The 21,446-nt window shown below is 58.9% G+C and carries 24 protein-coding genes; 11 read left to right on the forward strand and 13 right to left on the reverse strand.

Going from position 1 to position 21,446, the window contains the following annotated elements; genetic code table 11:
• Window positions 1-7: 7 nt before the first annotated feature.
• The 4 genes from HG264_RS01690 to HG264_RS01705 form a co-directional block, all read right to left on the reverse strand.
• On the reverse strand, window positions 8-862 hold the full coding sequence (locus tag HG264_RS01690; RefSeq protein ID WP_169406034.1) for a pirin family protein: 855 nt from the start codon (window positions 860-862) through the stop codon (window positions 8-10).
• A 93-nt stretch (window positions 863-955) separates the two neighbouring features.
• Entirely contained in the window at window positions 956-1,237 is a 282-nt protein-coding gene (locus tag HG264_RS01695; RefSeq protein WP_169406035.1) for a hypothetical protein, read from the reverse strand.
• 104 nt (window positions 1,238-1,341) lie between these two features.
• Window positions 1,342-1,686 carry a hypothetical protein gene (locus tag HG264_RS01700; RefSeq protein ID WP_169406036.1) on the reverse strand — a complete coding sequence of 115 codons (345 nt, stop codon included), beginning with the start codon at window positions 1,684-1,686 and terminating at the stop codon, window positions 1,342-1,344.
• Between the two features lie 127 nt (window positions 1,687-1,813).
• The gene (locus HG264_RS01705) at window positions 1,814-2,902 is read right to left on the reverse strand and encodes an NADH:flavin oxidoreductase/NADH oxidase (protein WP_169406037.1); all 1,089 of its coding nucleotides are present in this window, start codon (window positions 2,900-2,902) and stop codon (window positions 1,814-1,816) included.
• A 101-nt stretch (window positions 2,903-3,003) separates the two neighbouring features.
• On the opposite strand from HG264_RS01705, the gene HG264_RS01710 reads away from it, so the two are divergent.
• Complete coding sequence (locus tag HG264_RS01710) at window positions 3,004-3,303, forward strand: helix-turn-helix transcriptional regulator (RefSeq protein WP_150300359.1); 300 nt, start codon at window positions 3,004-3,006, stop codon at window positions 3,301-3,303.
• A 26-nt stretch (window positions 3,304-3,329) separates the two neighbouring features.
• Here HG264_RS01710 and HG264_RS01715 read toward each other — a convergent pair whose 3' ends face one another.
• On the reverse strand, window positions 3,330-4,538 hold the full coding sequence (locus HG264_RS01715; protein ID WP_169406038.1) for a YbfB/YjiJ family MFS transporter: 1,209 nt from the start codon (window positions 4,536-4,538) through the stop codon (window positions 3,330-3,332).
• Between the two features lie 151 nt (window positions 4,539-4,689).
• Between HG264_RS01715 and HG264_RS01720 the strand changes: the two genes are divergently transcribed.
• Window positions 4,690-4,896 (forward strand): hypothetical protein, encoded by a 207-nt coding sequence (locus HG264_RS01720; RefSeq protein ID WP_169405750.1) that lies wholly within the window; start codon window positions 4,690-4,692, stop codon window positions 4,894-4,896.
• Window positions 4,897-4,949: 53 nt separating this feature from the next.
• Here HG264_RS01720 and HG264_RS01725 read toward each other — a convergent pair whose 3' ends face one another.
• A complete protein-coding gene (locus HG264_RS01725; RefSeq protein ID WP_169406039.1) occupies window positions 4,950-5,369 on the reverse strand; it encodes a hypothetical protein in 420 nt (139 codons plus the stop codon).
• Window positions 5,370-5,378: 9 nt separating this feature from the next.
• Entirely contained in the window at window positions 5,379-6,830 is a 1,452-nt protein-coding gene (locus HG264_RS01730; RefSeq protein WP_169406040.1) for a GMC oxidoreductase, read from the reverse strand.
• A gap of 301 nt (window positions 6,831-7,131) precedes the next feature.
• Between HG264_RS01730 and HG264_RS01735 the strand changes: the two genes are divergently transcribed.
• Both HG264_RS01735 and HG264_RS01740 read left to right on the forward strand, forming a co-directional pair.
• Window positions 7,132-8,460, forward strand: coding sequence for an aspartate aminotransferase family protein (locus HG264_RS01735; protein ID WP_169406041.1), 1,329 nt, complete (start codon window positions 7,132-7,134; stop codon window positions 8,458-8,460).
• 14 nt (window positions 8,461-8,474) lie between these two features.
• Window positions 8,475-9,038, forward strand: a complete 564-nt coding sequence (locus tag HG264_RS01740) for a carboxymuconolactone decarboxylase family protein (RefSeq protein WP_169406042.1) — start codon at window positions 8,475-8,477, stop codon at window positions 9,036-9,038.
• 1 nt (window position 9,039) lies between these two features.
• Here HG264_RS01740 and HG264_RS01745 read toward each other — a convergent pair whose 3' ends face one another.
• Window positions 9,040-9,276 carry a YheU family protein gene (locus HG264_RS01745; protein WP_169406043.1) on the reverse strand — a complete coding sequence of 79 codons (237 nt, stop codon included), beginning with the start codon at window positions 9,274-9,276 and terminating at the stop codon, window positions 9,040-9,042.
• A gap of 194 nt (window positions 9,277-9,470) precedes the next feature.
• Between HG264_RS01745 and HG264_RS01750 the strand changes: the two genes are divergently transcribed.
• Entirely contained in the window at window positions 9,471-10,229 is a 759-nt protein-coding gene (locus HG264_RS01750) for a sulfite exporter TauE/SafE family protein (protein WP_169406044.1), read from the forward strand.
• A 9-nt stretch (window positions 10,230-10,238) separates the two neighbouring features.
• On the opposite strand, the gene mnmC is transcribed toward HG264_RS01750, so the two are convergent.
• Together mnmC and HG264_RS01760 are read right to left on the reverse strand one after the other, a co-directional pair.
• Window positions 10,239-12,230, reverse strand: coding sequence for a bifunctional tRNA (5-methylaminomethyl-2-thiouridine)(34)-methyltransferase MnmD/FAD-dependent 5-carboxymethylaminomethyl-2-thiouridine(34) oxidoreductase MnmC (gene mnmC / locus HG264_RS01755; RefSeq protein ID WP_169406045.1), 1,992 nt, complete (start codon window positions 12,228-12,230; stop codon window positions 10,239-10,241).
• Between the two features lie 1,295 nt (window positions 12,231-13,525).
• On the reverse strand, window positions 13,526-13,855 hold the full coding sequence (locus HG264_RS01760) for a 4a-hydroxytetrahydrobiopterin dehydratase (protein ID WP_169406046.1): 330 nt from the start codon (window positions 13,853-13,855) through the stop codon (window positions 13,526-13,528).
• 200 nt (window positions 13,856-14,055) lie between these two features.
• On the opposite strand from HG264_RS01760, the gene HG264_RS01765 reads away from it, so the two are divergent.
• Window positions 14,056-15,033 (forward strand): DMT family transporter, encoded by a 978-nt coding sequence (locus HG264_RS01765; RefSeq protein WP_169406047.1) that lies wholly within the window; start codon window positions 14,056-14,058, stop codon window positions 15,031-15,033.
• Here HG264_RS01765 and fumC read toward each other — a convergent pair.
• Window positions 15,028-16,425, reverse strand: a complete 1,398-nt coding sequence (gene fumC, locus HG264_RS01770) for a class II fumarate hydratase (protein ID WP_169406048.1) — start codon at window positions 16,423-16,425, stop codon at window positions 15,028-15,030. The genes HG264_RS01765 and fumC overlap by 6 nt on opposite strands.
• A gap of 80 nt (window positions 16,426-16,505) precedes the next feature.
• Here fumC and HG264_RS01775 point away from each other — a divergent pair, with 80 nt between their 5' ends.
• From HG264_RS01775 to HG264_RS01795, 5 genes are all read left to right on the forward strand, one after another.
• Complete coding sequence (locus HG264_RS01775) at window positions 16,506-17,012, forward strand: DUF2059 domain-containing protein (protein WP_169406049.1); 507 nt, start codon at window positions 16,506-16,508, stop codon at window positions 17,010-17,012.
• 40 nt (window positions 17,013-17,052) lie between these two features.
• On the forward strand, window positions 17,053-17,370 hold the full coding sequence (locus HG264_RS01780; protein ID WP_169406050.1) for a BolA family transcriptional regulator: 318 nt from the start codon (window positions 17,053-17,055) through the stop codon (window positions 17,368-17,370).
• Between the two features lie 187 nt (window positions 17,371-17,557).
• The gene (locus tag HG264_RS01785) at window positions 17,558-18,505 is read left to right on the forward strand and encodes a rhodanese-related sulfurtransferase (RefSeq protein WP_169406051.1); all 948 of its coding nucleotides are present in this window, start codon (window positions 17,558-17,560) and stop codon (window positions 18,503-18,505) included.
• Between the two features lie 85 nt (window positions 18,506-18,590).
• A complete protein-coding gene (locus HG264_RS01790; RefSeq protein ID WP_169406052.1) occupies window positions 18,591-19,220 on the forward strand; it encodes a DsbA family protein in 630 nt (209 codons plus the stop codon).
• Window positions 19,217-19,543, forward strand: coding sequence for a DUF6122 family protein (locus HG264_RS01795; RefSeq protein ID WP_169406053.1), 327 nt, complete (start codon window positions 19,217-19,219; stop codon window positions 19,541-19,543). The genes HG264_RS01790 and HG264_RS01795 overlap by 4 nt, the downstream gene beginning before the upstream one ends.
• On the opposite strand, the gene HG264_RS01800 is transcribed toward HG264_RS01795, so the two are convergent.
• Window positions 19,535-20,725 carry a LapD/MoxY N-terminal periplasmic domain-containing protein gene (locus HG264_RS01800; protein WP_169406054.1) on the reverse strand — a complete coding sequence of 397 codons (1,191 nt, stop codon included), beginning with the start codon at window positions 20,723-20,725 and terminating at the stop codon, window positions 19,535-19,537. The genes HG264_RS01795 and HG264_RS01800 overlap by 9 nt on opposite strands.
• Window positions 20,722-21,321, reverse strand: coding sequence for a transglutaminase-like cysteine peptidase (locus tag HG264_RS01805; RefSeq protein ID WP_256663739.1), 600 nt, complete (start codon window positions 21,319-21,321; stop codon window positions 20,722-20,724). Before HG264_RS01805 ends, HG264_RS01800 begins: the two co-directional genes overlap by 4 nt.
• Window positions 21,322-21,446 lie beyond the last annotated feature (125 nt).

A 21,446-nucleotide genomic window follows, 5' to 3' on the forward strand; every position in this document is an offset into this window, starting at 1 on the left:
TCACGAATCAGCCGGCGAGCCGTCCGTCCCGATAGTCGCGCAGCGCCTGTTCGATTTCCTCGCGGCTGTTCATGACGAACGGCCCGTACTGCACTATGGGCTCGCCAAGCGGTTTGCCCGCCAGGATCAGCAATCGCGCGCCGGCTGCGCCCGACTCGATTGAAAGGGGCCCGTTCTGGCTCAATCGCCCGAGTTGACTGGCCTGCAATGATGCGTCGCCAATCTCTACGTCACCCTCGTAAACGTATAGCAGCACATTCAGATGATCGGCTATTGCCGCGCTGAAAGCCTGGTTCGGTTCGAGGTGCAGATCGATATATAACGGTTCGGTGGGTTTGTTCTGAATCGGACCGGCCAGGGTTTTACCCGCTACTTCAAGGGTGCCTGCGATCACCTTGAGCTGGCCGCCATGTATCCGGTGAAAGGGAAACGCATTGGCAGGCATGTCCCGATAGCTGGCTGGTTGCATCTTGTGCTCGGCTGGCAGGTTAACCCACAGCTGGAAGCCACGCATCAGGCCAGAGCTCTGCTGCGGCATTTCCGAGTGGATGATGCCACGCCCTGCGGTCATCCACTGGACGCCGCCAGGCTCGAGCAGACCCTGATTGCCTAGATGGTCCTGATGAAGCATCCGACCTTCAAGCATATAGGTAACTGTTTCGAAGCCGCGGTGCGGGTGAGAGGGAAAGCCGCCGATATAATCCGACGCTTCGTCGGAGCCGAACTCATCCAGCATCAGGAACGGATCGAAACGTTCAGCGCCCTGACCCCCAAATACCCGCGTAAGCCTGACTCCGTCGCCGTCGGATGTGGCTCGCCCACTAATCGTCTCGATCAGCTTTCTGTTCTGTTCTACGGACATATAGCACCTCCATAAGGGTATGGTGGGTATTCTATGGCCGGATAAATCGATTTAATAACGCGAAAAGTGCAATAAACCTATCGATTTAATCGATCAATTGGTTTGCTCGTCTTTGCGTTCGAGTTCAGCGATGATGCGGTCATAGGCCTCGCAAGCGCTGTGGCGATCGCGGGTGGGGTCCCGTTCCTGAAACTTCAGCAATTTTTCATGCAGCGCAGCGGCTTTTTCGGGATTGTTATCTGCGATGCGGTTGATGGTTTCCGCCGCGACTTCTGCCCGGCGCATGGCGTCTTCAGGCGTACAAGTCTGTGCCGAAACGGGGAGAGCGAAGGCAGAAAGAACACAGGCTAACGCCAGGCTATTACGAATTGTCATTTTGAACCTCGTGGACCCATCAAGGGCTTTATAAGGCTGTATGTTAGCGCTTAGCCGTTTCCTATCCAAGCCGCGCGCGGGGACTGCGGCGTTTGGGCGCAGCGTCAATTGGGCTGACAATCCAGGGTCGCGGTAGATTTGACATCGCGATAACTGCCTTGCAAACGCAGGGTCGCCTGTTCGCCTGGCGCAACGTCTATCGCGCGGGAAGGCTTCATATTGGGCTCGTCTGAAGCGGGTTTCAGCTGACACAGCACATTCACGTCACTGTTATTGGTCACCTGGACCAGGTCCACCCCGGACGCATCGGGGCCACGTGTGGCATCGGTCACGAGGATGCGGCTATCGATATCAAGCCCGTGCAACTCACGGTTCAACGAAGCCTCGTTAGCCGTGACCGCGAGGGGCAGACAAAGGAGGGCCCCGCAGGCTTTGATCAAGGTATTCATAATGGTCTCCGGCTATCCATATGCATGTAGTGTTTGGAAAGCCGCGCTTTGGGCATAGTTCCTGAACCCGGTGGGTATAACGCAGCAAGGCGGCCGAAGCCGCCTTGCTGCAAGTTAGCTGAAGCGCTTAGTAGCGTTCCAGCCAGTGCGCGTAGGGTGCCGGCAGTGTCCAGGAAGGCTTCTCAATGCCAAGGTCGCGGGCAGCCTGGTAGCTCCAGTGCGGGTTTGCCAGATGCGCCTTGCCAATCAACGCCTGATCCAATTGCCCGCTGGCAACGGCGTGTTCGGCCACCTTTGGATCACCGAAGCCCCAGGCGGAGGAGACCGGTATGCCGGCTTCATCCCGTACCCGCTGGGCAATCGGGCCCATGAATCCGGGTGCCCAGGGCACCCGACCGCCGGGTATGGTGAAGCCGATACTGACGCTGAGCAGATCCAGCCCACCGTTTTTCATGCGCCGGGTAAGCTCGATGGACTCTGCGAGGGTTTCTTCATCACGACCATCAAATTCAATCACGCCGAAACGTGCAGTCAGTGGCAGATGCTCCGGCCATACTTCGCGAACAGCCGCGAGGGTTTCCAGCAGGAAGCGACTGCGGTTGTCAAAGCTGCCGCCGTACCGGTCGTCACGCTGGTTGGAATGCTCAGAGAAAAAGCTCTGCGCCAGATAACCATGGGCAAAGTGCAGTTCAAGCCACTCGAAGCCCACGTCCCGGGCGCGAATAGCCGCGTCGACGAAGTCCTGGCGCACCCGGGCGATGTCGTCCAGCGTCATGGCCTTGGGTTGCTTCGGCAGATTGGCGCCGAAGGCAATGGCGGATGGCGCAATGGTCTGCCATCCGTTCGGATCGTCGTAGGGGATATGGTCATCACCTTCCCATGGACGATTGGCGCTGGCTTTGCGTCCGGCGTGCGCAATCTGGATGCCTGGTACGGAGCCGGCCGCCTTGATTGCTTTCACTGCTGGAATGAAGGCCTGTGCCAGCTGGTCGTTCCAGATGCCGGCACAGCCGGGGGAGATGCGACCTTCCGGTGATACGGCGGTGGCTTCTACCACTACCAGTCCGGCGCCGCCTCGGGCTAGCGAGGCGAGATGTACCTGGTGCCAGTCATTGATCAGGCCATCATTGGCGGAATACATGCACATGGGGGGAACCGCAATCCGATTGCGTAGCGTGACGTCCTTGAGCTTGAAAGGCTGGAACAGGGCGGACATGAGGACTCCTTTGGAGTAGGCAGGTGGATGCTTGATGGTTCTGTAGTTCGATAATATTGGAACTATGGTCCTTGAGTAAACCCCGGTGTATTATTTACCGCATGCGACCCTACAAACATCCACCCGCCAGCGACCTCGTTCTTGAGCGCGTGCTCTATGCGCTCAGCGATCCGGTGCGTATGGAAATCGTGCGCAAGCTGTCCGCGGTGGGCGAAGCCAGCTGCGGCGAACTGGACGGTGGCCGCCCCAAGTCCAGTATGTCCCATCACTTCAGGGTGCTGCGCGATTGTGGGCTGGTGTGTACCCTCGCGGTGGGCACAATGCATATGAATTCGCTGCGCCGGGAAGAACTGGATCAGCGCTTCCCCGGTTTGCTGGATGCAATTCTCTCGAGCGGCTGATCCGGCTCCGCAAACACCTGCCGCGCTCAACAGGCAGAGGTCAGCTCGCGTCGCTCCTGGCGCATGATCAGCACTAACAGCAACATTCCCGCCGCCATGACGCCTGCCGCAATGAACAAGGCGCCGCGATAGCTGCCGCTGACCATTGCGATGTAGCCAGCCATGGCAGGGGCGACCACCTGCGCGACCCCATAACTCAATGTCAGTCGCGCCATGGCTTTGGACGGATTGGCCGGAAAATGCCGGCCGATAATCGATAGCGTCAGGCTGACAATGCCCACAAAAGTGAAGCCGAACAGCCCGGCGCTGAGCAGATTGACAAAAGCGCCGCCACTGACGGCAGGCAGCAGGATCGAAAGAATCTGTAACGCGTAAGCCATCAGCAAAGCCGTTAGCCCGCCGACCCATCCCGCTACGCGATCCCACAGAAAGCTCGCGGGTGCCGCCGCCAGGCCCACCACCACCCAGACCCAGGGTCCGTTGCCCGAGAACACAGGTAACTGCTCCACAATCGCGACAATGAAGGTGGCGCTGATCACGAAGCCAACCCCGGCGCAGAAATATGCAGCGATAAACAGCCACATCCACGTCGCTGAAGGCGCAGACGATGGTTGCGTACTTGCGCCCTTATTGGCTCGCACCGGAACAGGCGCCGGCAGCCAGAACCAGGCGGGCAGAAAGAACAGAATGCCAAGCAGGCCCAGGCCAATCCACTGACTGTCCCAGGCGAGCGCGCCCACCATGGTGCTGACCGCCAGACCGGAAACGACAATACCCGCGCCCAGCCCGGCGAAGTGCAGCCCCAGCTCTGGTTTATGGCCATGGTTGATCAGCCAGTTGAGCACCAGCCCCGAGGCGATCAACAGGCCGGCGGCGCTGGAAACGCCTGCAATAAAACGTAACGTGGCCCAGAGGTAAAGGTTATCGGTCAGGCCCATGGCAGCCGTGCTGATGACTGCAATCAGCAAGCCGGCCCGGTAGAAGCGGAATTTGCGTTGCAGGTCATTCGTGGTGGCAGCCAGAAGCGCCCCGGCCATGTAACCGAGATAGTTGAACGTCGCCAGCCAACCGCCGGCGAAATCGCTCAGGCCTGCACCGTCGCGCATGATCGGCAGCAGGGGCGTATAGGCGAAGCGGGCCAGGCCAACAGTCAGAATCAGCGCGCAGATGCCGGCAAGTATTACCCGGGTGCGGTCAACGGAGCAGGTGGTACACAGAACGGTAGATGATGACATGCAGGTCTCGTTTATCTGACAGGCTTGCAAGGATTGCCGATTTTGTCGCAGACGGCTATTCGACCAAGGATGACCATGCCATTAGTCAGCGCGGCAACTGTCCCGGTCTACGTGCTTCCAAAGTGGGCACACTGAGCTTTGGAGTACAGCCATGAATGAGGACCAAAAGAGGCTCACCTACCGCCAGGGCCATCCCGTCCACAACAACCAGAGCCTGCGCAGCGTAGGCAGGCGAGAAAACGCCTGTTTTCCTGCGCTTTTCAACGTAGCGGAGGGGGCCGGTACTGATTCGGAGAAAGCCAAAGCATTGCCGCCGCTGGAAACCCGGCCGGCGCCGGGAAAAAACTTCGCAGGCTAACGCTTGCCGCAGGAGCACCATGGCGCTTGCTGCGCCATGGTGCTCAGTTGCTGTCAGCTCAAGCCGTCAAAGGTTGCATAGGGGTTGTTGCAGGGAATCCTGAATCCGATGAAGTTTACCTGTGGGTTCGCTTCGCCCTGTTTCTTCAGGTAGTCAGTCGTTACCAGAAAGTCCGTTACCAACTTGCGTTCGAATTCAACCACCTTGGCGTTGGTATAGCCCGTGCCAAGACCGGTGCCCGAACGGATCCGGTAGAGTCCGATAACGGCGGCCAGTTTCTCCTCGCCATATTCTTCGGCAAAAGCATCAACGAAGTTCTTCTCCTGTTCCTCAGTCATCTGGTAATCACCGATGTACTCGTGCAACAGGGAGGGAATAAAGCTGTGGCTGTCCTCAAAGACGATAGCTGCCGACCCAAGCGCTGCGACACTTACCGTGGCGGCCGATAAGGCCAGGAATTTCCGACGATTCATGGGCTCTCCTTAACTGTAGAGTCTGTCTGCTGCGCGGATAGACAGAGCCGCCGCGGTAAGGCTGGGGTTGGCCGGCGAGCAACTCGGGTAGGTAGAGGTTCCGACCACCATGAGGTTGCGCTTGCTGTGATGGATCATGTCGCCATCGACTACCGAACCGTCTCCGGCTTTGCCCATTCGCAACGTGCCCTGGACATGGGATTCGGTGATGCGCTTCCTGCGGTAGTGGATGGCTTCAACCGGCAGCGGCTCGAGCAGTTCGCCGAGATGCTCCAATGCATACTCGATGCCTCTTTCGGCGTAGGCTGACTCGCCGTGATAGTTGATGATGGCGTTACCGGTTGCCGGGTCCAGCGTGATGCGGTTATCGATGTGCGGCACGTCCTCGGTCACCAGCATCAGCGGCAGGGTTTCGTTCCAGCGGCCCCGCTCGGTACGCAGTCCATGCGGCCAGCGGTTCTCGAAATAGATCAGGCAGGCCGAGCGCTCCTTGCGAAAATCGCCATCATAGAACGCGTAGTTCAGACCTGTGGTGATCGTGCTGCCATCAAAATTGCCGAGCCCGTCCAGATACACCTCGATATCCGCGCCTACCTGCTCATGCAGACCCATACCGGTCTGGCCATGGGTGATATCCGAGCGAAGCAGAATGGCCGGGCTCTGAATGGCGTTGGCGCCGAGCACGAACAGATCACCGAATACCCTGAACTGTTCGCCATTCGAGGAAATGGTCGCGCCGCTGATCGTATCGCCTGAATACTCAAGCGTGCGCACTTCGCTGTTGAGGCAGACGTCCACTTTCGGGTGACTGTAGAGTTCGGCAAAACCGTTCTCGGCGGTGAACTTCGCGTTAACCGGACAGAGATTGCAGGTGGCGGTCGCGCAGCAGGCATTACGCGTTTCTGTCGCCACCCGTGCACGGCCGGTGGGCATGATGAAGTGGTGATCAGGCATGGCCGTTTTCATCAGCCTGTCGATCGCCGAGCCCTTGTGCGGTGGCTGAGGAAAATCCTGACTGCGCGGCAGCATGCGCGCCATATCAGGATCACCGGCGATCGACATGATGTTTTCGGCGCGGCAATAGTAGGGCTCGAGCTCGTCATAGCCGAACGGCCAGTCATGACCGACGCCATAGCGCGACTGGGTGTGAAAATCATTGGGATGAAAGCGCGGGGTTTGCGAGTACCAGCAGTTCATCCCGCCGCCCAGGCCGATGGTCATGTTCCAGGGCTTTTCACCGCGGTTGGTGTAGGTGTTCTCGGGGCTGATTACGGAATTGCGTTGTGCTTCAATCTGCCAGGCCCAGGGGTGAAAGTCGCCCCATTCGATAATCAGGGCGCGGCCATCGAGATGTTTGAGCGCTTCGTTGAGGAAAAAGGTGGAGCCGAATCCGGAGCCAATAACGATCAGTTCGTAGTGTTTTTCATGTATCGCTCGTGCGCTTACTCTGTTTATGTCCATGAATATCCTTGCCGGCAGGTAACCCGTCGGTCGCCTACCTCTTTGATTTTTATAACAAAAAACAGCGCATCGATCCTTTGTGTCCGTCGCGCCATTGGCTTAGAGCGTGTTCCGGCCCGAGGGTTCACCCAAATGGGGCGAACGGGGCGCATGGCATCCGAGCCGCGCAGCCCACACCTTTGCAAGGCGGGCGTCGATTTCAGGAAAAGCGCGATAGCGTGCCGAAAATTTATCCGTAACACCGTTAAGCAGTTGGCGTCCGGGTTTAAACTGGTTGAAAACCGTTCGAAGGGTGAAAGCAATGAGCCATGTTTTGCACCGCAGTCTCGTCCAGTCCTATCCGGTGGCCGTGAAGGGCGAGGGCGTCTATCTGATCGACTCGACCGGCAAGCGCTATCTGGATGCCTGTGGCGGGGCGGCGGTGTCCTGCCTGGGCCACAGTGATCCGGCTGTGATCGCGGCGATCCAGCGCCAGGTTGCTGAACTGGCTTATGCGCATAGCGCCTTCTTCACCTCTGAGCCAATGGAACAATTGGCGAACTTTCTAACCGCCAGGGCGCCCGGCTCACTGGATTACGTCTATTTCGTCTCGGGTGGTTCGGAAGCCATCGAATCAGCGCTGAAACTGGCCCGCCAGTATTACGTCGAGAAGGGCGAGCCTGAGCGCAGGCATATCATCTCGCGGCGCCAGAGCTATCACGGCAACACGCTGGGTGCGCTGGCGACCGGGGGCAATCTCTGGCGTCGGTCGCAGTTCGAACCCTTGCTGGTCGAGACGCATCAGGTCAGTCCCTGTTATGCCTATCGCGAAATGCGTCCCGGCGAGACCGAAGCAGTGTTCGCACGCCGCCTGGCTGACGAGCTTGAAAGCAAAATCCTCGAACTGGGTGCGGATCAGGTCATGGCGTTTATTGCCGAACCGGTTGTCGGCGCTACCCTCGGTGCGGTACCGCCGGTGGCGGATTACTTTCGTCTGATCCGGCGCGTATGTGATCGTTATGGTGTGTTATTGATTGCGGACGAGGTGATGTGCGGGATGGGGCGCACGGGTAGTCTGTTCGTTTCGGCTCAGGAGCAGATCGAGCCGGATATCCTATGCATCGCCAAGGGGCTCGGGGCAGGCTACCAACCGATTGGCGCTACGCTCGTCAGCGAGCAGATTGTTCGCACGCTCCGTGAGGGCAGCGGGTTCTTCCAGCATGGACATACCTATATCGGACATGCGACTGCCTGCGCTGCGGCACTGGCAGTACAGCAGCAGATCGAGTCGCGTCAGCTGTTGTCCCAGGTGGTGAGCATGGGACGTAAACTGCATGCCGGGCTGCAATCGCAGCTGGGTGATCTACCCTACATCGGTGATATCCGTGGGCGCGGGTTGTTCCGCGGAATCGAGCTGGTGCGCGACCGCGATTCCAGGACACCTTTCAGCCCAGAACTTAAGCTGCACGCGCGTATCAAAGCGAAGGCGATGGAGCTGGGGCTGATGTGTTATCCCATGGGCGGGACGGTCAACGGCCGCGACGGTGACCATATCCTGCTGGCGCCGCCCTTCATCATCGATGATGGTCATGTTGACCAAATCGTTGACCGGCTAAGCGCGTCTATTCAGCACGTCATGCGCGGTATCTGAAAGAGAGAGCGACTATGTATTCCCGGCTGAGCGAGCTACGTCCAGAAGCAATGAGCCTGAAGCAGAAGGAAGTGCTCGAGGAGATACTGAGCGGCCCAAGACAGAATCTCGATGGCCCGTTTCTGGCGTGGATTCACAGTCCGGAACTGGCCAATCATGCGCAGCGGCTTGGTGCATTCTGCCGTTACCATTCGTCCATCCCGTTGCGTTTGAGCGAACTGGCGATCCTTGCCACGGCTGCGCTGTGGCAATCCCAGGCAGAGTGGCAGATTCATGAACCTATCGCCCTGCAAAACGGTGTGAGCCGGGACGTAGTGAATGCGCTACGGGCGGGGCGAGAACCAGACTTTACCGACGAGCAGGAGCGGGTCGTCTACCGCCTTACCCACTCGTTGTACGAGGCGCGCCGGGTGCCCGAGCCGTTATATAACCAGGCGCGGGATCTGTTTGGCGAGCCGGCACTGGTCGAGCTGGTGGGTATCCTCGGTTATTACGCGATGGTTGCGATGACCCTGAACGTCTTTGAGGTAAGGTTGCAAACCGATCAGTCGCTGCCTTTCGCAGAGCCTGGTAGCTGAACTATTCAAGTTCGCTAAGCATTTCCGGTGGCACATCCCTGCGATGGGCGAGGCTGGTGTCGCCGGTATCCGGATGGAACACAATCAGCACGTCCCCCCGCTCCAGCTGTCTTTTCAGCTGGTTCACCCGCTGTTCAAGCGTGGCGTCATAACCGTTGTCGGTCCCGTCGCGGGTGACGAAATCCTCGATCATCCGCTGCAGGGTTTCGGGATCAAGCATGTGGTGGGGTATCAGCATGGCGCCTAATTCTCGTATGACAGTCTGATGTGTGGCTGGTGGTACACTGGCCGGCTTTCTCACCAGCCAAACGCGGTGCAAGGTTACTGCCTTCGGCCTGGTGTCGACACTCCTGTTCCGAAAAACCGACGACGGCCATCTTCACTGGCAGTTGCGGCTCGGCAAAGCTGTCCGGAGGCTGGTGTTACACGTTCATGATTACCGATCCGCTGTTCTATCTTTGTGCCGTTCCGGCAGTGCTGCTTTACGGCATCGCCAAGGGCGGGTTTGGCGGCAATATCGCCATCCTCTCCGTACCGCTAATGTCGCTGGTCATCGCGCCGCAAACGGCCGCCGCCATTTTACTACCTATTCTGTGCACCATGGATCTAGTGGCCTTGCGTACTTTTCGCGGGCGCTGGAGTACGCCCAATCTGCGCATTATCGTGCCAGCGGCAATGGTCGGAATCGCACTCGCAGCGCTGACGTTTCGCATGATGAGCGAGGCTCATATCCAGTTGATGATCGGCGTGATTGCGCTGGCCTTCGTACTGAACATCTGGCTGCGGCGGGGTGATCCGCCGGTGAAAGGCGTCAGCCCGGTGCGCGGCGGTTTCTGGGGGATGGTCGCGGGCTTTACCAGTTTCGGCATTCATGCCGGCGGGCCGCCGATCAACGTTTACCTACTGCCGCAGAGGATGGAAAAGACCATTCTCATGGGCACCATCGCGGTGTTCTTTGCCGCGGTAAACTTCGCCAAATTGCCCGGCTATGTGCTTCTGGACCAGTTTACGCCGGCCAATCTGTGGACTTCGCTGGTGTTGTTGCCGTTGGCACCGATTGGCGTGCGCATGGGTTTCTGGATGCTCCATCGCACCAATGAAAAACTCATCTACCAGTTGTGTTACATCTTTCTGTTCGTCACTGGCGGCAAGCTTCTTTACGAAGGGGCGACGGCGTTGCTGGCAGGCTAAGCCTGGTAATCATTTCTGGCGTTTGCCGCGTATCAATTCGCGCAACAGAAAACGGTTGGGATGGACGGCATGTGCCAGTTCCCGCGGTAGTGGCAGAGGCTCCCCGTCGATCCAGGCTGCTATCTGCTCACCGCTGAGCGGGCAGCTGATCAGACCGCGTGAGCCGTGGCCGGCATTTACATACAAGCCGGGATGCCAGGTCGTAGGCTGGTTGGGCTTTTTCGAAGCGTCCTTGCTCAGCACGGCGTAGTCACGCATGAACGCATCGGCATCAGCCAGCGGGCCAATCACCGGCAAGTAATCCGGCGTTGTACAACGCAACGCTGCCCGCGCGACCAGTTGGTCCGGCTGCAGGAGCCCTGAACCGAGCTTTGCCGCCAGCGCCGGGCTCAGCGATTCGAGCAGAGCCAGATTGCTCTGGTTTTCTTCCGCGCTGGGCTCGGTATCGAGCCTGTCGAAACGAAAGCTTGCTCCCAGATGATGCTCGCCGCGTCGCGCCGGTGATACATATCCTTCGGAGCACAACACGGTGCTGAGGGCGCGGCTCTGCTCCGTCGCTGGCAGATGTGTGATCTGGCCGCGGATCCGTTTCAACGGCAAGTGGGTGCTTGGCGCAAAGCGCTGGCTGTCTGCCGCGGCGCAGATCACGGCAATCTCTGCCTGGGCGATGACGTCGCCTTGGTCATTCAGCACCTGCCAGCTACTGTCTTCCCGCGCTAGTTGCAGGGCTTCGCTACAGGCCAGCAGTTGAATATTGGGATGCTGCAACAGCGCTTTACACAGTGCCGGCGGGTTGACCCATCCCCCTTGCGGGAAGAACAGCCCTCCGGCATTAAGCTCCACGCCGGCTACCTGACTGGCTCGCTGCGCATCAACACCGTGCAGAAACTGGTCGGGATAACCCTGTTCAGCGAGTGCAGCCAGGCGCGCGCTTTCCTTGAGGTCAGCCGATAGCTGAAGCACACCACAGGCCGCCCAGTTATCCTCGTTCTGCGCGAGCGTTTCGTGCAGTAAGCGAAGACTATACGCATAACTGGCCTGGATAAAACGGGAGAGGCGCGTCTGATGTGGCGACAGCTTGCAGTATAGAATGCCCTGAGGATTGCCCGAGGCTTCCTGCGCTTCGCTGGCGTGGCGTTCGATCACCGTCACTCGCCAGCCGCGCCGGGCCAGGGAAAAGGCTGTACAGCATCCTGCCAGTCCTGCTCCGATTATCAATGCTCGGCGCCCGCCTGTTTCGGCCGGGGCGGGGCGAGCAAACCAGGGCGCCTGCCAGGGTTGTTCTGGAACCTGTACAAAGGTTCCTGCGAGCATTTCGCGCTTGCGGCCGAACCCCTTGACCTTGCGCATATTGAAGCCGGCGGCTTGCAACCCGCGGCGGACCGCACCAACACTGGTGAAGGTCGCAACCGTCGCGCCGGGGCTGGATAGCCGAGCCATCTGGTCATACAAGGGTTGCTGCCACATGTCCGGGTTCTTCGCCGGGGCAAATCCATCAAGAAACCAGGCGTCCACACTGGCTTCAAGTTGCGGCAGGGTTTCCAGCAGATCGCCGACCAGTAGCGTCAGGGTCACGCGGCCGTCAGCGAGGCTGAAATGCTGCCACCCTTTAGCGAGATCGGAATACTGTGCCAGCAGTTGCGCTGACCAGGGCTCAAGCTCCGGCCACAGAGCCAGGGCGCGCTGCATGTCGATCAGGCTGAGCGGATATTTTTCGGTACTGACGAAGTGCAGCCTGGCACCAGCTGGCGCCAGTGAATCCCACAGTTGCCATGCGCAAAGGAAATTGAGTCCGGTACCGAATCCCGTTTCGGCGATGCAGAAGCGGGCAGTATCCCTCAGCTGCGCCCAGCGTTCGGGCAGGGCGTTATGCTGGAGAAATACGTGACGGGTTTCTTCCAGGCCAGACTCGCGGGAAAAATACACGTCATCGAATTCGACTGAAAAGGGCTGGCCATCGTCAGCCCACGCAAGATGTGCAAAAGAGTGAGTGGGGGTCACTGCGGCTCCGCTGATCAATTAACGGCGCCATTGTACTCCCGGCGAATCAGGTTCGGCAGTGCTCAGCCGAGGTTCGGCAGTATCAGCAATAATCCGGTCGCAACGAATACGAGGGCGACGCTGGTCAATTTGGTTTTCTGGAAACGTTTCATGATCACCACCTTTCTTGTTTTTGTTTGCAGGACTACTTCCAACCCTGCCGCGCCAACTCTTCGGTTGGTGCTGTCAATGCGTCAGACCAATCCAGCGGTCTCGACAAGCCTTGGCATTATGCCCGTTCTTCGAGCCTAGCTGCATTCCGGACGTCGGGTTAGATGGTTTTGTTACAAGGATTGGGCGCTATGTCGCGGCTGGAAGTCAGACCGGTGTCAGGAGGGACATTCACATGAATCAGTCCAACTGAATCCGGAGCCTATCGCCCACCAGCTGTCAGGCTTGCGCAAGACGCCGTGAACCCATCCGTGGGGGCTTGGTGAAAACATCCCTGTTTTCAACACTTGCTCCAGCCTGACAGCCGGCGGGCTCGTTCCGGCTCCAGTGTGGTGATGAGCTTTGATCGTTTTTCGAGCCGGCAACGACAATCTCTACGCGAAGCGTGGCGACAGGCGTGAGCCGACCGTGCGATGACATGGATGTCATCGACGAGCTTACAGGGACGTACTTGCAGCGTGTCGGCGCAGGCCTGTCGGCTCGCGGCAGCTGCCTCTCTTATGCAGCGAGCGGACTCTGTGCGGATGCACGGCCCGCGGCTGATAATCCGGAGCCCGTCGCCCACCAGCTGTCAGGATTGCGCAAGACGCCGTGAACCCTCCGTGGGGGCTTGGTGAAAACATCCGTGTTTTCAACACTTGCTCCAGCCTGACAGCCGGCGGGCTCGTTCCGGCTCCAGTGTGGTGATGAGCATTGATCGTTTTCGAGCCGGCAACTCAAATCTCTACGCGAAGCGTGGCGACTGGGCTGAGCCGACCGTGCGATGACATGGATGTCATCGACGAGCTTACAGGGATGTACTTGCAGCGTGTCGGCGCAGGCTTGTCGGCTCGCGGCAGCTGGCTCTCTTTTGCAGCGAGCGGACTCTGTGCGGATGCACGGCCCGCGGCTGATAATCCGGAGCCTATCGCCCACCAGCTGTCAGACTTGCGCAAGACGCCGTGAACCCATCCGTGGGGGCTTGGTGAGAATATCCCTGTTTTCAACACTTGCTCCAGCCTGACAGCCGGCGGGCTCGTTCTGAGTCCAATGTGGTGATGCGCTTCGAGCGCTTTTTGGGGCCGGCAACGACAATCGAAACGTCGCTACGCTAGCCGCTCAGTCCGTGCTGCCATGATTACGTCGTTGCGGTGCACACCGTGCAGGGTATGCGTCCACCAGCTCACTGTTACTTTGCCCCACTCAGTCAGTAACGCAGGGTGATGGTTCTCTTGCTCGGCGAGCTCTCCGACACGGTTGGTAAACGCAAGGGCGCTGGCAAAATCGGCGAATTTGAATGTTTTGTCTATCCGCGGGACGTCCGTCGAGCGGTTGATCGTCCAGCCGTCCAGATTGCTGGTGAGTGACTCGAGGGCGGCTGGTTCCAGCGCCGTCTTATCCCCATGGGTGAGGGGTTCGTCTGCCAGTGTGCTCATGGGATTCTCCACAGGTGAGGTTTCGATGTGTTCGCATGCAGCAAGCTGACCTGAGCTTAGCAGCTTCATAAAGACGAGGGCTTCGAACCAGAACAGTTGCCTCCGCACTGCGCCGACAGCTGTGACTGTTTCGGTGTGATGGACGCGTTTACAATGCGCGGGAAATTCCTCCTTCCCGTTCTATCTGATTCGAGTTTCCCATGCACGTTTCATCCGGTCGCTGGTTGTACGGTTTCGTTTTGGCGTTGACTACCACCACGCTCTGGGGTGTGTTGCCTATCATGCTGAAGCAGGTATTGCAGGGCATGGATGCCTTTACTGTCAGCTGGTTCAGAATGTGTAGCGCGGGCGTTGTCCTGTTCATCTGGCTGGCAGCGCAGCGCCGTTTGCCCTCGGTTCGGGCGCTCTCGGTTACCAACCGCTGGTTGTTGGTGGTGGCGATTCTCGGGCTGGCGTCCAACTATGTTCTGTACGTCATGGGTCTTAGTCGGCTCACGCCGGGCACGATGCAACTGATGATCCAGACGGCGCCGATCATGCTGATGCTGGGCAGTATGGTGCTCTTCAAGGAGCGATTCGGTATCGGGCAGTTCATTGGCTTGGTCACGCTTTCCCTCGGCTTCGTGCTGTTTTTCAATCAGCGGCTGGAAGAATTATTTACCCAGCTCAGCAGCTACACCCTGGGGATACTGCTCACCCTCGGCGCTGCCTTTACCTGGGCGCTGTATGGGCTTGCACAAAAGCAGCTGCTCACCGTGTGGTCCTCGGTGACGGTGATGATGATGATCTACCTGGCGTGTGCGGTATTGATCTTTCCGCTCGCGTCGCCATCGCAGATTTTTCAGTTGAGTACTCTGCAGCTCTGGATGCTGCTCGGTTGTTGTCTGAACACGCTGATCGCCTATGGCGCCTTCGCTGAAGCCCTGAGTCATTGGGAGGCTTCACGGGTAAGCGCTACAGTAGCCACCACGCCGCTGTTCACGTTCAGCATGGTGGCGCTCGGCGCGATGATCTGGCCCGGTGTGATAGAACCCGAATTGCTCAACAGTCTGGCTTATATCGGCGCCTTGATGGTGGTTGGCGGCTCGGCGCTGATTGCCCTGGCGCCCAGCCTGATACAAAACCTGAAGAACCGCCGCCTGCGCAGACTGTCCGTTACGCCTCCGCCGACCTCATGAGTCAGTGTGGTCGCCGAGCATCTGCTCGGGCCGCACTGCTTCTTCAAAGGCTTTTTCGTCCAGGTAGCCCAGCTGCAGCGCTGCCTGCTTTAACGTCGAGCCTTCCTTGTAGGCTTTCTTGGCAATATCCGCGGCCTTGTCGTAACCGATCACCGGGTTCAGCGCAGTGACCAGCATCAGGCTGTTGTCAAGATGCTCGCGCATGCGCTGTTCGTCTGGCTCGACCCCTTCCAGACAATTGCGGCGAAAGCTGTCGCAGCCATCGGTTATCAGACGAATCGATTGAAGCAAGGTATGGATGATCACCGGCTTGAATACATTGAGTTGCAGTTGACCATTGCTCGCGGCGATGCCAAGGGTTACATCGTTGCCCTGAACCTGGCAGGCGATCATTGACAGTGCTTCGCATTGGGTCGGGTTCACCTTGCCCGGCATGATAGAACTGCCCGGTTCGTTGGCCGGAAGCCGCAATTCCGCAAAGCCGGCTCGCGGCCCGCTGCCCAGCAGGCGAAAGTCATTGGCCAGCTTCATCAAGGTCACGGCCAGCTGTTTGCAGGCGGCATGTAACTGAACCAGGGGCTCGTGCCCGGCAAGCGCGGCAAATTTATTGTCGGCACTGGTGAAGGGCAGCCCGCTGAGGCTGGCTATTTCTTCGGCAAACAGCGTTGCGAAGCGCGGCGGAGTGTTCAATCCGGTGCCGACGGCTGTGCCGCCCTGAGCCAGCGCAAAAACCTGGGGTAGCGCCGCGTCTATGGCGTGCAATCCCATGTCCAGCTGCGCGACGAAGGCTGACAGTTCCTGGCCGAAGGTCACCGGGGTTGCGTCCATCATATGCGTGCGACCGATCTTGATCAGCCGGGCATGACGTTCAGCTTGCCTCTGCAATTCGTCGCGCAGGGCGGTCACGGCGGGGATCAATTTTTCGCGTGTCTCGATTGCTGCCGCGATGTGCATGGCGCTGGGAAAGGTGTCGTTGGAGCTCTGCGACTTATTCACGTGATCGTTTGGATGCACGGGCTGCTTGCCGCCGAGGGGCTGACCTGCCAGTTCGTTTGCGCGGTTGGCTATGACCTCATTGATATTCATATTGCTTTGGGTGCCGCTGCCGGTCTGCCAGACCGATAAGGGAAAATGCCCGCTCAGCTCTCCGCTCAGCACGTCATCTGCAGCCCGCTCGATCAAGTCTGCAACCTGTTCGTCGAGGTTGCCAAGCTGCCGGTTGCTGCGCGCCGCGGCCTTCTTTATCAACGCCAGTGCGTGGACGACCGCGGGGGGCATGTGTTCTTCACCGATAGCGAAGTTCTGTAACGAGCGCTGGGTCTGGGCGCCCCAGTAGCGGTCTGCGGGCACCTCTATGTCACCCATGCTGTCTGATTCTGTGCGCGTGTTCATGTAAGCCTCCGCGAGTGGTGAATATCGAATATCGCTGCCAGTATAGAAGTTACCCTTACTCTCCTATGTGTGGACACGTCATGCGCGCATTCGTTATCGGTTGGGTTTGCTGGATGGGTCTGGCGTCGGCTGTTGTTGCCGATGAGGCCTCGCATCGCGCCAGTGCTGAACGCTTTCTCAAGCTTGCCAAGGCTGAGAGCATGACCAACACGATATACGAGCAGGTTGACGACCTGCTGGCCGCCCAGTTTGCGCGCATGGGCGGCTCGATGCATACCGAGCACGTGCTGCGTGAGTATCAGGACAAAGCCAGGGTTGAGCTGGACAAGGAGCTGACCTGGGATGCCATGCGTGACGAAATGATTTCCCTCTATACATCAGTGTTTACCGAGCAGGAGCTCGATCAGTTATCCCGGTTCTATGAATCCAAGGTTGGTACCAAGTTAATGGTGTATCTGCCCGAGCTGACGCGGGAATCGATGGCGGTGACCCGTGAGCGGGTGCAGGGCAGGGTGGCGCCGCGTATCGAGGTTTTGATCGATCAGATGGAAGAAGCCGTCTTGGCGAAGCAGACGGGGCAGCGCTAAGCCAGCTAGAATCTGCCCGACAACTGAGAGGAGAAGGATAATGGGCAGCACCCAAACCGCACTTGAACAGGCCATGCAAAGGCTGGCGCCGGAGCATCTGGAGCTGACCAACGAAAGCTATATGCACAGCGTGCCGCCGGGTTCGGAGTCGCATTTCAAGGCCGTGGTCGTCAGCGCCGAGTTCGAGGGGCTGAACGCCGTCAAGCGGCACCAGATGGTGTATCGCAGTCTTGGCGAGCTGATGCAGCAGATCCATGCCCTGGCGCTGCATACCTATAGCCCGGGCGAATGGGCCGCACGGCAGCAGGCGCCTCATTCGCCGAATTGTCTGGGCGGGAGCAAGGCAGACAAGGCCTGATCCGACCGGGGGTGTAGCGCGCCCGCGCTACGCCGAACCTCACCGAGAGCTGCAAGCTTGCCGCTAAGCAGGCGGCCATCAATCTGCTGATATTCAAGCGATTCTGTTGCCGCAGCATCTTTGCTAGAATCCGCCCCGAACCCGGTACGCCCTTTACGTGGGCGACTACTGAATATACGAGGCACGCATGTCCAAAGTTGTTGTTGTGGCGCTGTACAAGTTCGTCACGCTCGAAAATTATCAAGATCTCCGCCAGCCGCTTCTCGAAACCCTCACGCAACACGGCGTGAAAGGTACGCTTCTGCTCGCCCGCGAAGGAATCAACGGCACCATCGCCGGTTCCCGTGAAGGCATGGACGCGGTACTGGATTGGCTGCGCAGTGATCCGCGACTCGGCGATCTCGATTACAAGGAATCGGTATGTGAAGAGATGCCGTTCTATCGGACCAAGGTCAAGCTGAAGAAAGAGATCGTCACCCTGGGCGTTCCGGGCGTCAGCCCCAACGAGAAAGTCGGCACCTATGTCGAGCCGCAGGACTGGAACGCCTTGATCAGTGATCCTGAAGTGCTGTTGGTGGACACGCGCAATGACTATGAAGTGTCAATCGGCACCTTCGAAGGAGCGATTGATCCGGAAACCAAAACCTTCCGCGAATTTCCCGAATACGTGAAGCAGAATTTCGATCCTGCCCGGCATAAGAAGGTCGCGATGTTCTGCACCGGCGGGATCCGCTGTGAGAAAGCGTCCAGCTACATGCTGCAGCAGGGTTTTGGCGAGGTGTTCCACCTCAAGGGCGGCATTCTCAAGTACTTCGAGGAAGTACCCGCCGAGCAAAGCAAGTGGAACGGCGAGTGCTTCGTTTTCGATAATCGTGTAACTGTCCGTCATGACCTGGCGCCGGGCTCCTATGACCAGTGCCACGCCTGCCGTCATCCCATATCAGCGGAGGAGAAAGCCTCCCCGCAGTATGAAGAAGGCGTCAGCTGCCCACGTTGTTACGATAGCCTGCCGGAAAAGACACGGCGCCGGGCAGAAGAACGTCAACGTCAGATTCATCTCGCGCGGATCCGCAATCAGCCGCATCCTATTGGATTACCGAAGGAACAGGCCTCTCCGAACGCAGGAGAATCCTGAACCTCGCTTGCAGACGCAGCGTTATGGCGCGATAAGGTGCCATACGTGCGACTGTCGCAGGCTTAATGTTCCAATGGAGAACGCCATGTCCCAGCGGCTGATTTACGTAATGGATCCCATGTGTTCGTGGTGCTGGGGGTTCGCACCGGTAATGGAGCAGATCCAGCAGCTCGCACCGGACGTGCCGGTTCACTTCGTAGCGGGCGGCCTGCGGCCTGGACGTGGCGAAACCCTGAATGAGAGCGGCAGGGCGGCGCTTGCCGAACATTGGCAGGCTGTCGCATCCGTTTCCGGGCAACCCTTTGCCACCCCTGATGAACTCCCGGCCGACTTTCATTTCAACACCGAGCCGGTATGCCGGGCGCTGGTGGTAGGGCGGGAGCTCGATGCTGACAGGCTGGCGCTGTGGATCAGCCATATCCAGATGGCGTTCTATACGCGCGCCGCTGACGTTGGGCAGATATCGGTGCTGATGGATCTGGCGGAGTTGGCTGGTTACGACCGCGTGGCGTTCAGCCACGTCTATGATGCAGAGATCACCCGCGCCGCGCTCGCCGCCGACATTTCATGGACACGCGATCTGGGCATTGCGGGCTTTCCGACATTGCTGGCACAACGCGATGGTGCGCTGGCCTTGCTGACCAATGGTTACCAATCGGCGGACGCTGTGCTGCCGTTGTTTCAGCGCTGGCTGGCGGCAGGTCAGAACGCTTGATAGCGACTGCGATCCACCTGGCACTGCATGCGCTGGTCCCACTCGCGGTGGCATTGATTTTCTTCCGGCAGCAATGGGGACGGGCGTGGGCGATCATGCTGCTGACAATGCTGGTCGATGTGGATCATCTGCTCGCTGAGCCGATTTTCGCTGCCAACCGCTGTTCGATCGGCTTCCATCCTCTGCATACCTATACCGCTATTACCGGCTATCTGCTGCTATCTCTGTGGAGTGTCACCCGCCTGGTGGGTATCGGGCTGCTTATTCACATGCTGCTCGACGCCAGCGATTGCTGGCGCATGGCGGGCTTTCCTTTACCCTGACGGCGTGCTTTCCGCCATCCAGCTGGCCGGCTCAGTCAATGCCTGGTCGACACGGCTCATTATCATCTGCGGGGTGTCTCCGGGTTGATAGGCTGCGATGCCTAGCCTCAGCGGTTCCGGACCCAATACTGCGTTTGGAAGCAGTTCGGCGGCCAATCTGCAGAACTCATCCATCAATGGCTGCAGCTCCTCGGCAGTGGCACCAGGCGCCAATACGATAAATTCGCCACCGCGCGATCGGCTGCATTGCCAGGCAGGGTTGATCGCCTGTCGGCGCTTGAGCGGCGCTGCGATGGATTGCAGCAGCGCATCAGCAGATTCGGCGCCAAGTTGCTGGTTGATTTTGTCGAGGCCGTTCAATTGGATTGCCAGGACATGGCCAGCCTCTGTTTCGCCGGGTGCCGTGGCGGCGGCCAGAGCGTGGCCAAGCGCTAACCGGTTCGGCAGGCCCGTCAACGAATCATGATAAGCCTGGTGACGATATCCTTCGCTACGTGCCGCTTCTTCTGCGAACAAAGTCTCGATGGTGCTTGCCATCTGGTTCATCGCAGCGGTTATGGGCTGCAATTCGACGGTGGCTGGCAAGTCCGCATTGATCCGGTACTCGCGGCGGCTTATCGCCTGCGCCTGGGCGATGATGGCGCGAAGCGGTTGCAGCTGGCGCTTGAGCAGAGCAGTGCAGAACAGTCCGCTGATCAGGGCGCACAGACACAGCCAGGCCAGAATGCGCTGGGCGTTCCGCCAGAAGCTCTCGAGCGCAGCCTGTGGATGGCTGAGCACGTCCACCTCGGCAGCCTGCTGCCAGCCGTCCATGACCGTCGCGCTACCCGGTTGCGGCTGGATGTTTGCCAGACGGCTGAACCAGGCCGGTGCGGTTGTATCCGTCGTGGTCTGGTAGCGCTCGGCAAGTACGTCACCGCTTTCAAGGGACGAGACGCGAATGCGTGCGAAGTGACCACTGTCGAACATGGCGTTGATCATCAGCTCGACCATCGCCTGATCGCGAATGTGCGGCCCGAGCGACAGCCCCAGGGAAGTCGCTGCGTCCTGCGCGTGTGAGCCGAGCTGCAGGCGCAGCTGGTCTCGGGCATTATCGAGACTGATCAAGAAACTGCCGCCGACGGCGATCAGCAAGAACAGGCATATCGCCAGCGTTAACTGCCGGACCAGGGATGTTTTCATTGTGCTGTCCTTAGGGGCATTTCAAAGCCCTCGTCGCGCATTTTCCTTGCCAGCTCCTGCCATTGGGGCAGTTTCCGGGACGATCCGACACGGCGGTTGTTCGCCTTGCCGGGCAACCATAACCCCTGCGAATTGAAACTGTACACCGGCAGCAGATCGCTCCGCCGGGAGGCAGGCAGGATCTTGCGCACCAGGTTATCCAGAATCAAGGGTTCGCTGAGAGGCGTCGGGTAAAAGCTGAGCACCATATGTGCCTGGTCCAGCTTCAGCGACTTGACGTAGGTGAGGCGCAACTGCTCGCCTGGTATCCCCAACTTCAGCAGGCTGAAGTATTTACCGATGGCGAAATCTTCACAGTCAGCTGAGCCGTTTACCAGTGATTCAACCGGCGTCGCCCAATAATCAGCTTCGCCCCAGATTAGGCTGTCATCGGCAAACAGCAGCAGCGCGTTGAAAAAACGGTTAACGGTGTCCAGCTGCGCTTCGGTACTGGCAAGCTTCTGTTCATCAAGCAAGGCATGCCAAGCCTGTATTCGCTTGCGCGCGGCTCGGTCCGGTTCGTAGAGCTCGTCGGTCTGCTGCATGATTTGCGTCATATCCCATGCATGGGCAGAGCCTGACCTGCAGAACAACAGCAGTATCATGAGCGGTAGGATGATCGTCAGGGAAAAGCGCAACGGATGAAGGTGTTGGGGCAGGGAGCGGGGCTGATGCAGCGAGG

The organism is Pseudomonas sp. gcc21 (assembly GCF_012844345.1).
GTDB lineage: Bacteria > Pseudomonadota > Gammaproteobacteria > Pseudomonadales > Pseudomonadaceae > Halopseudomonas.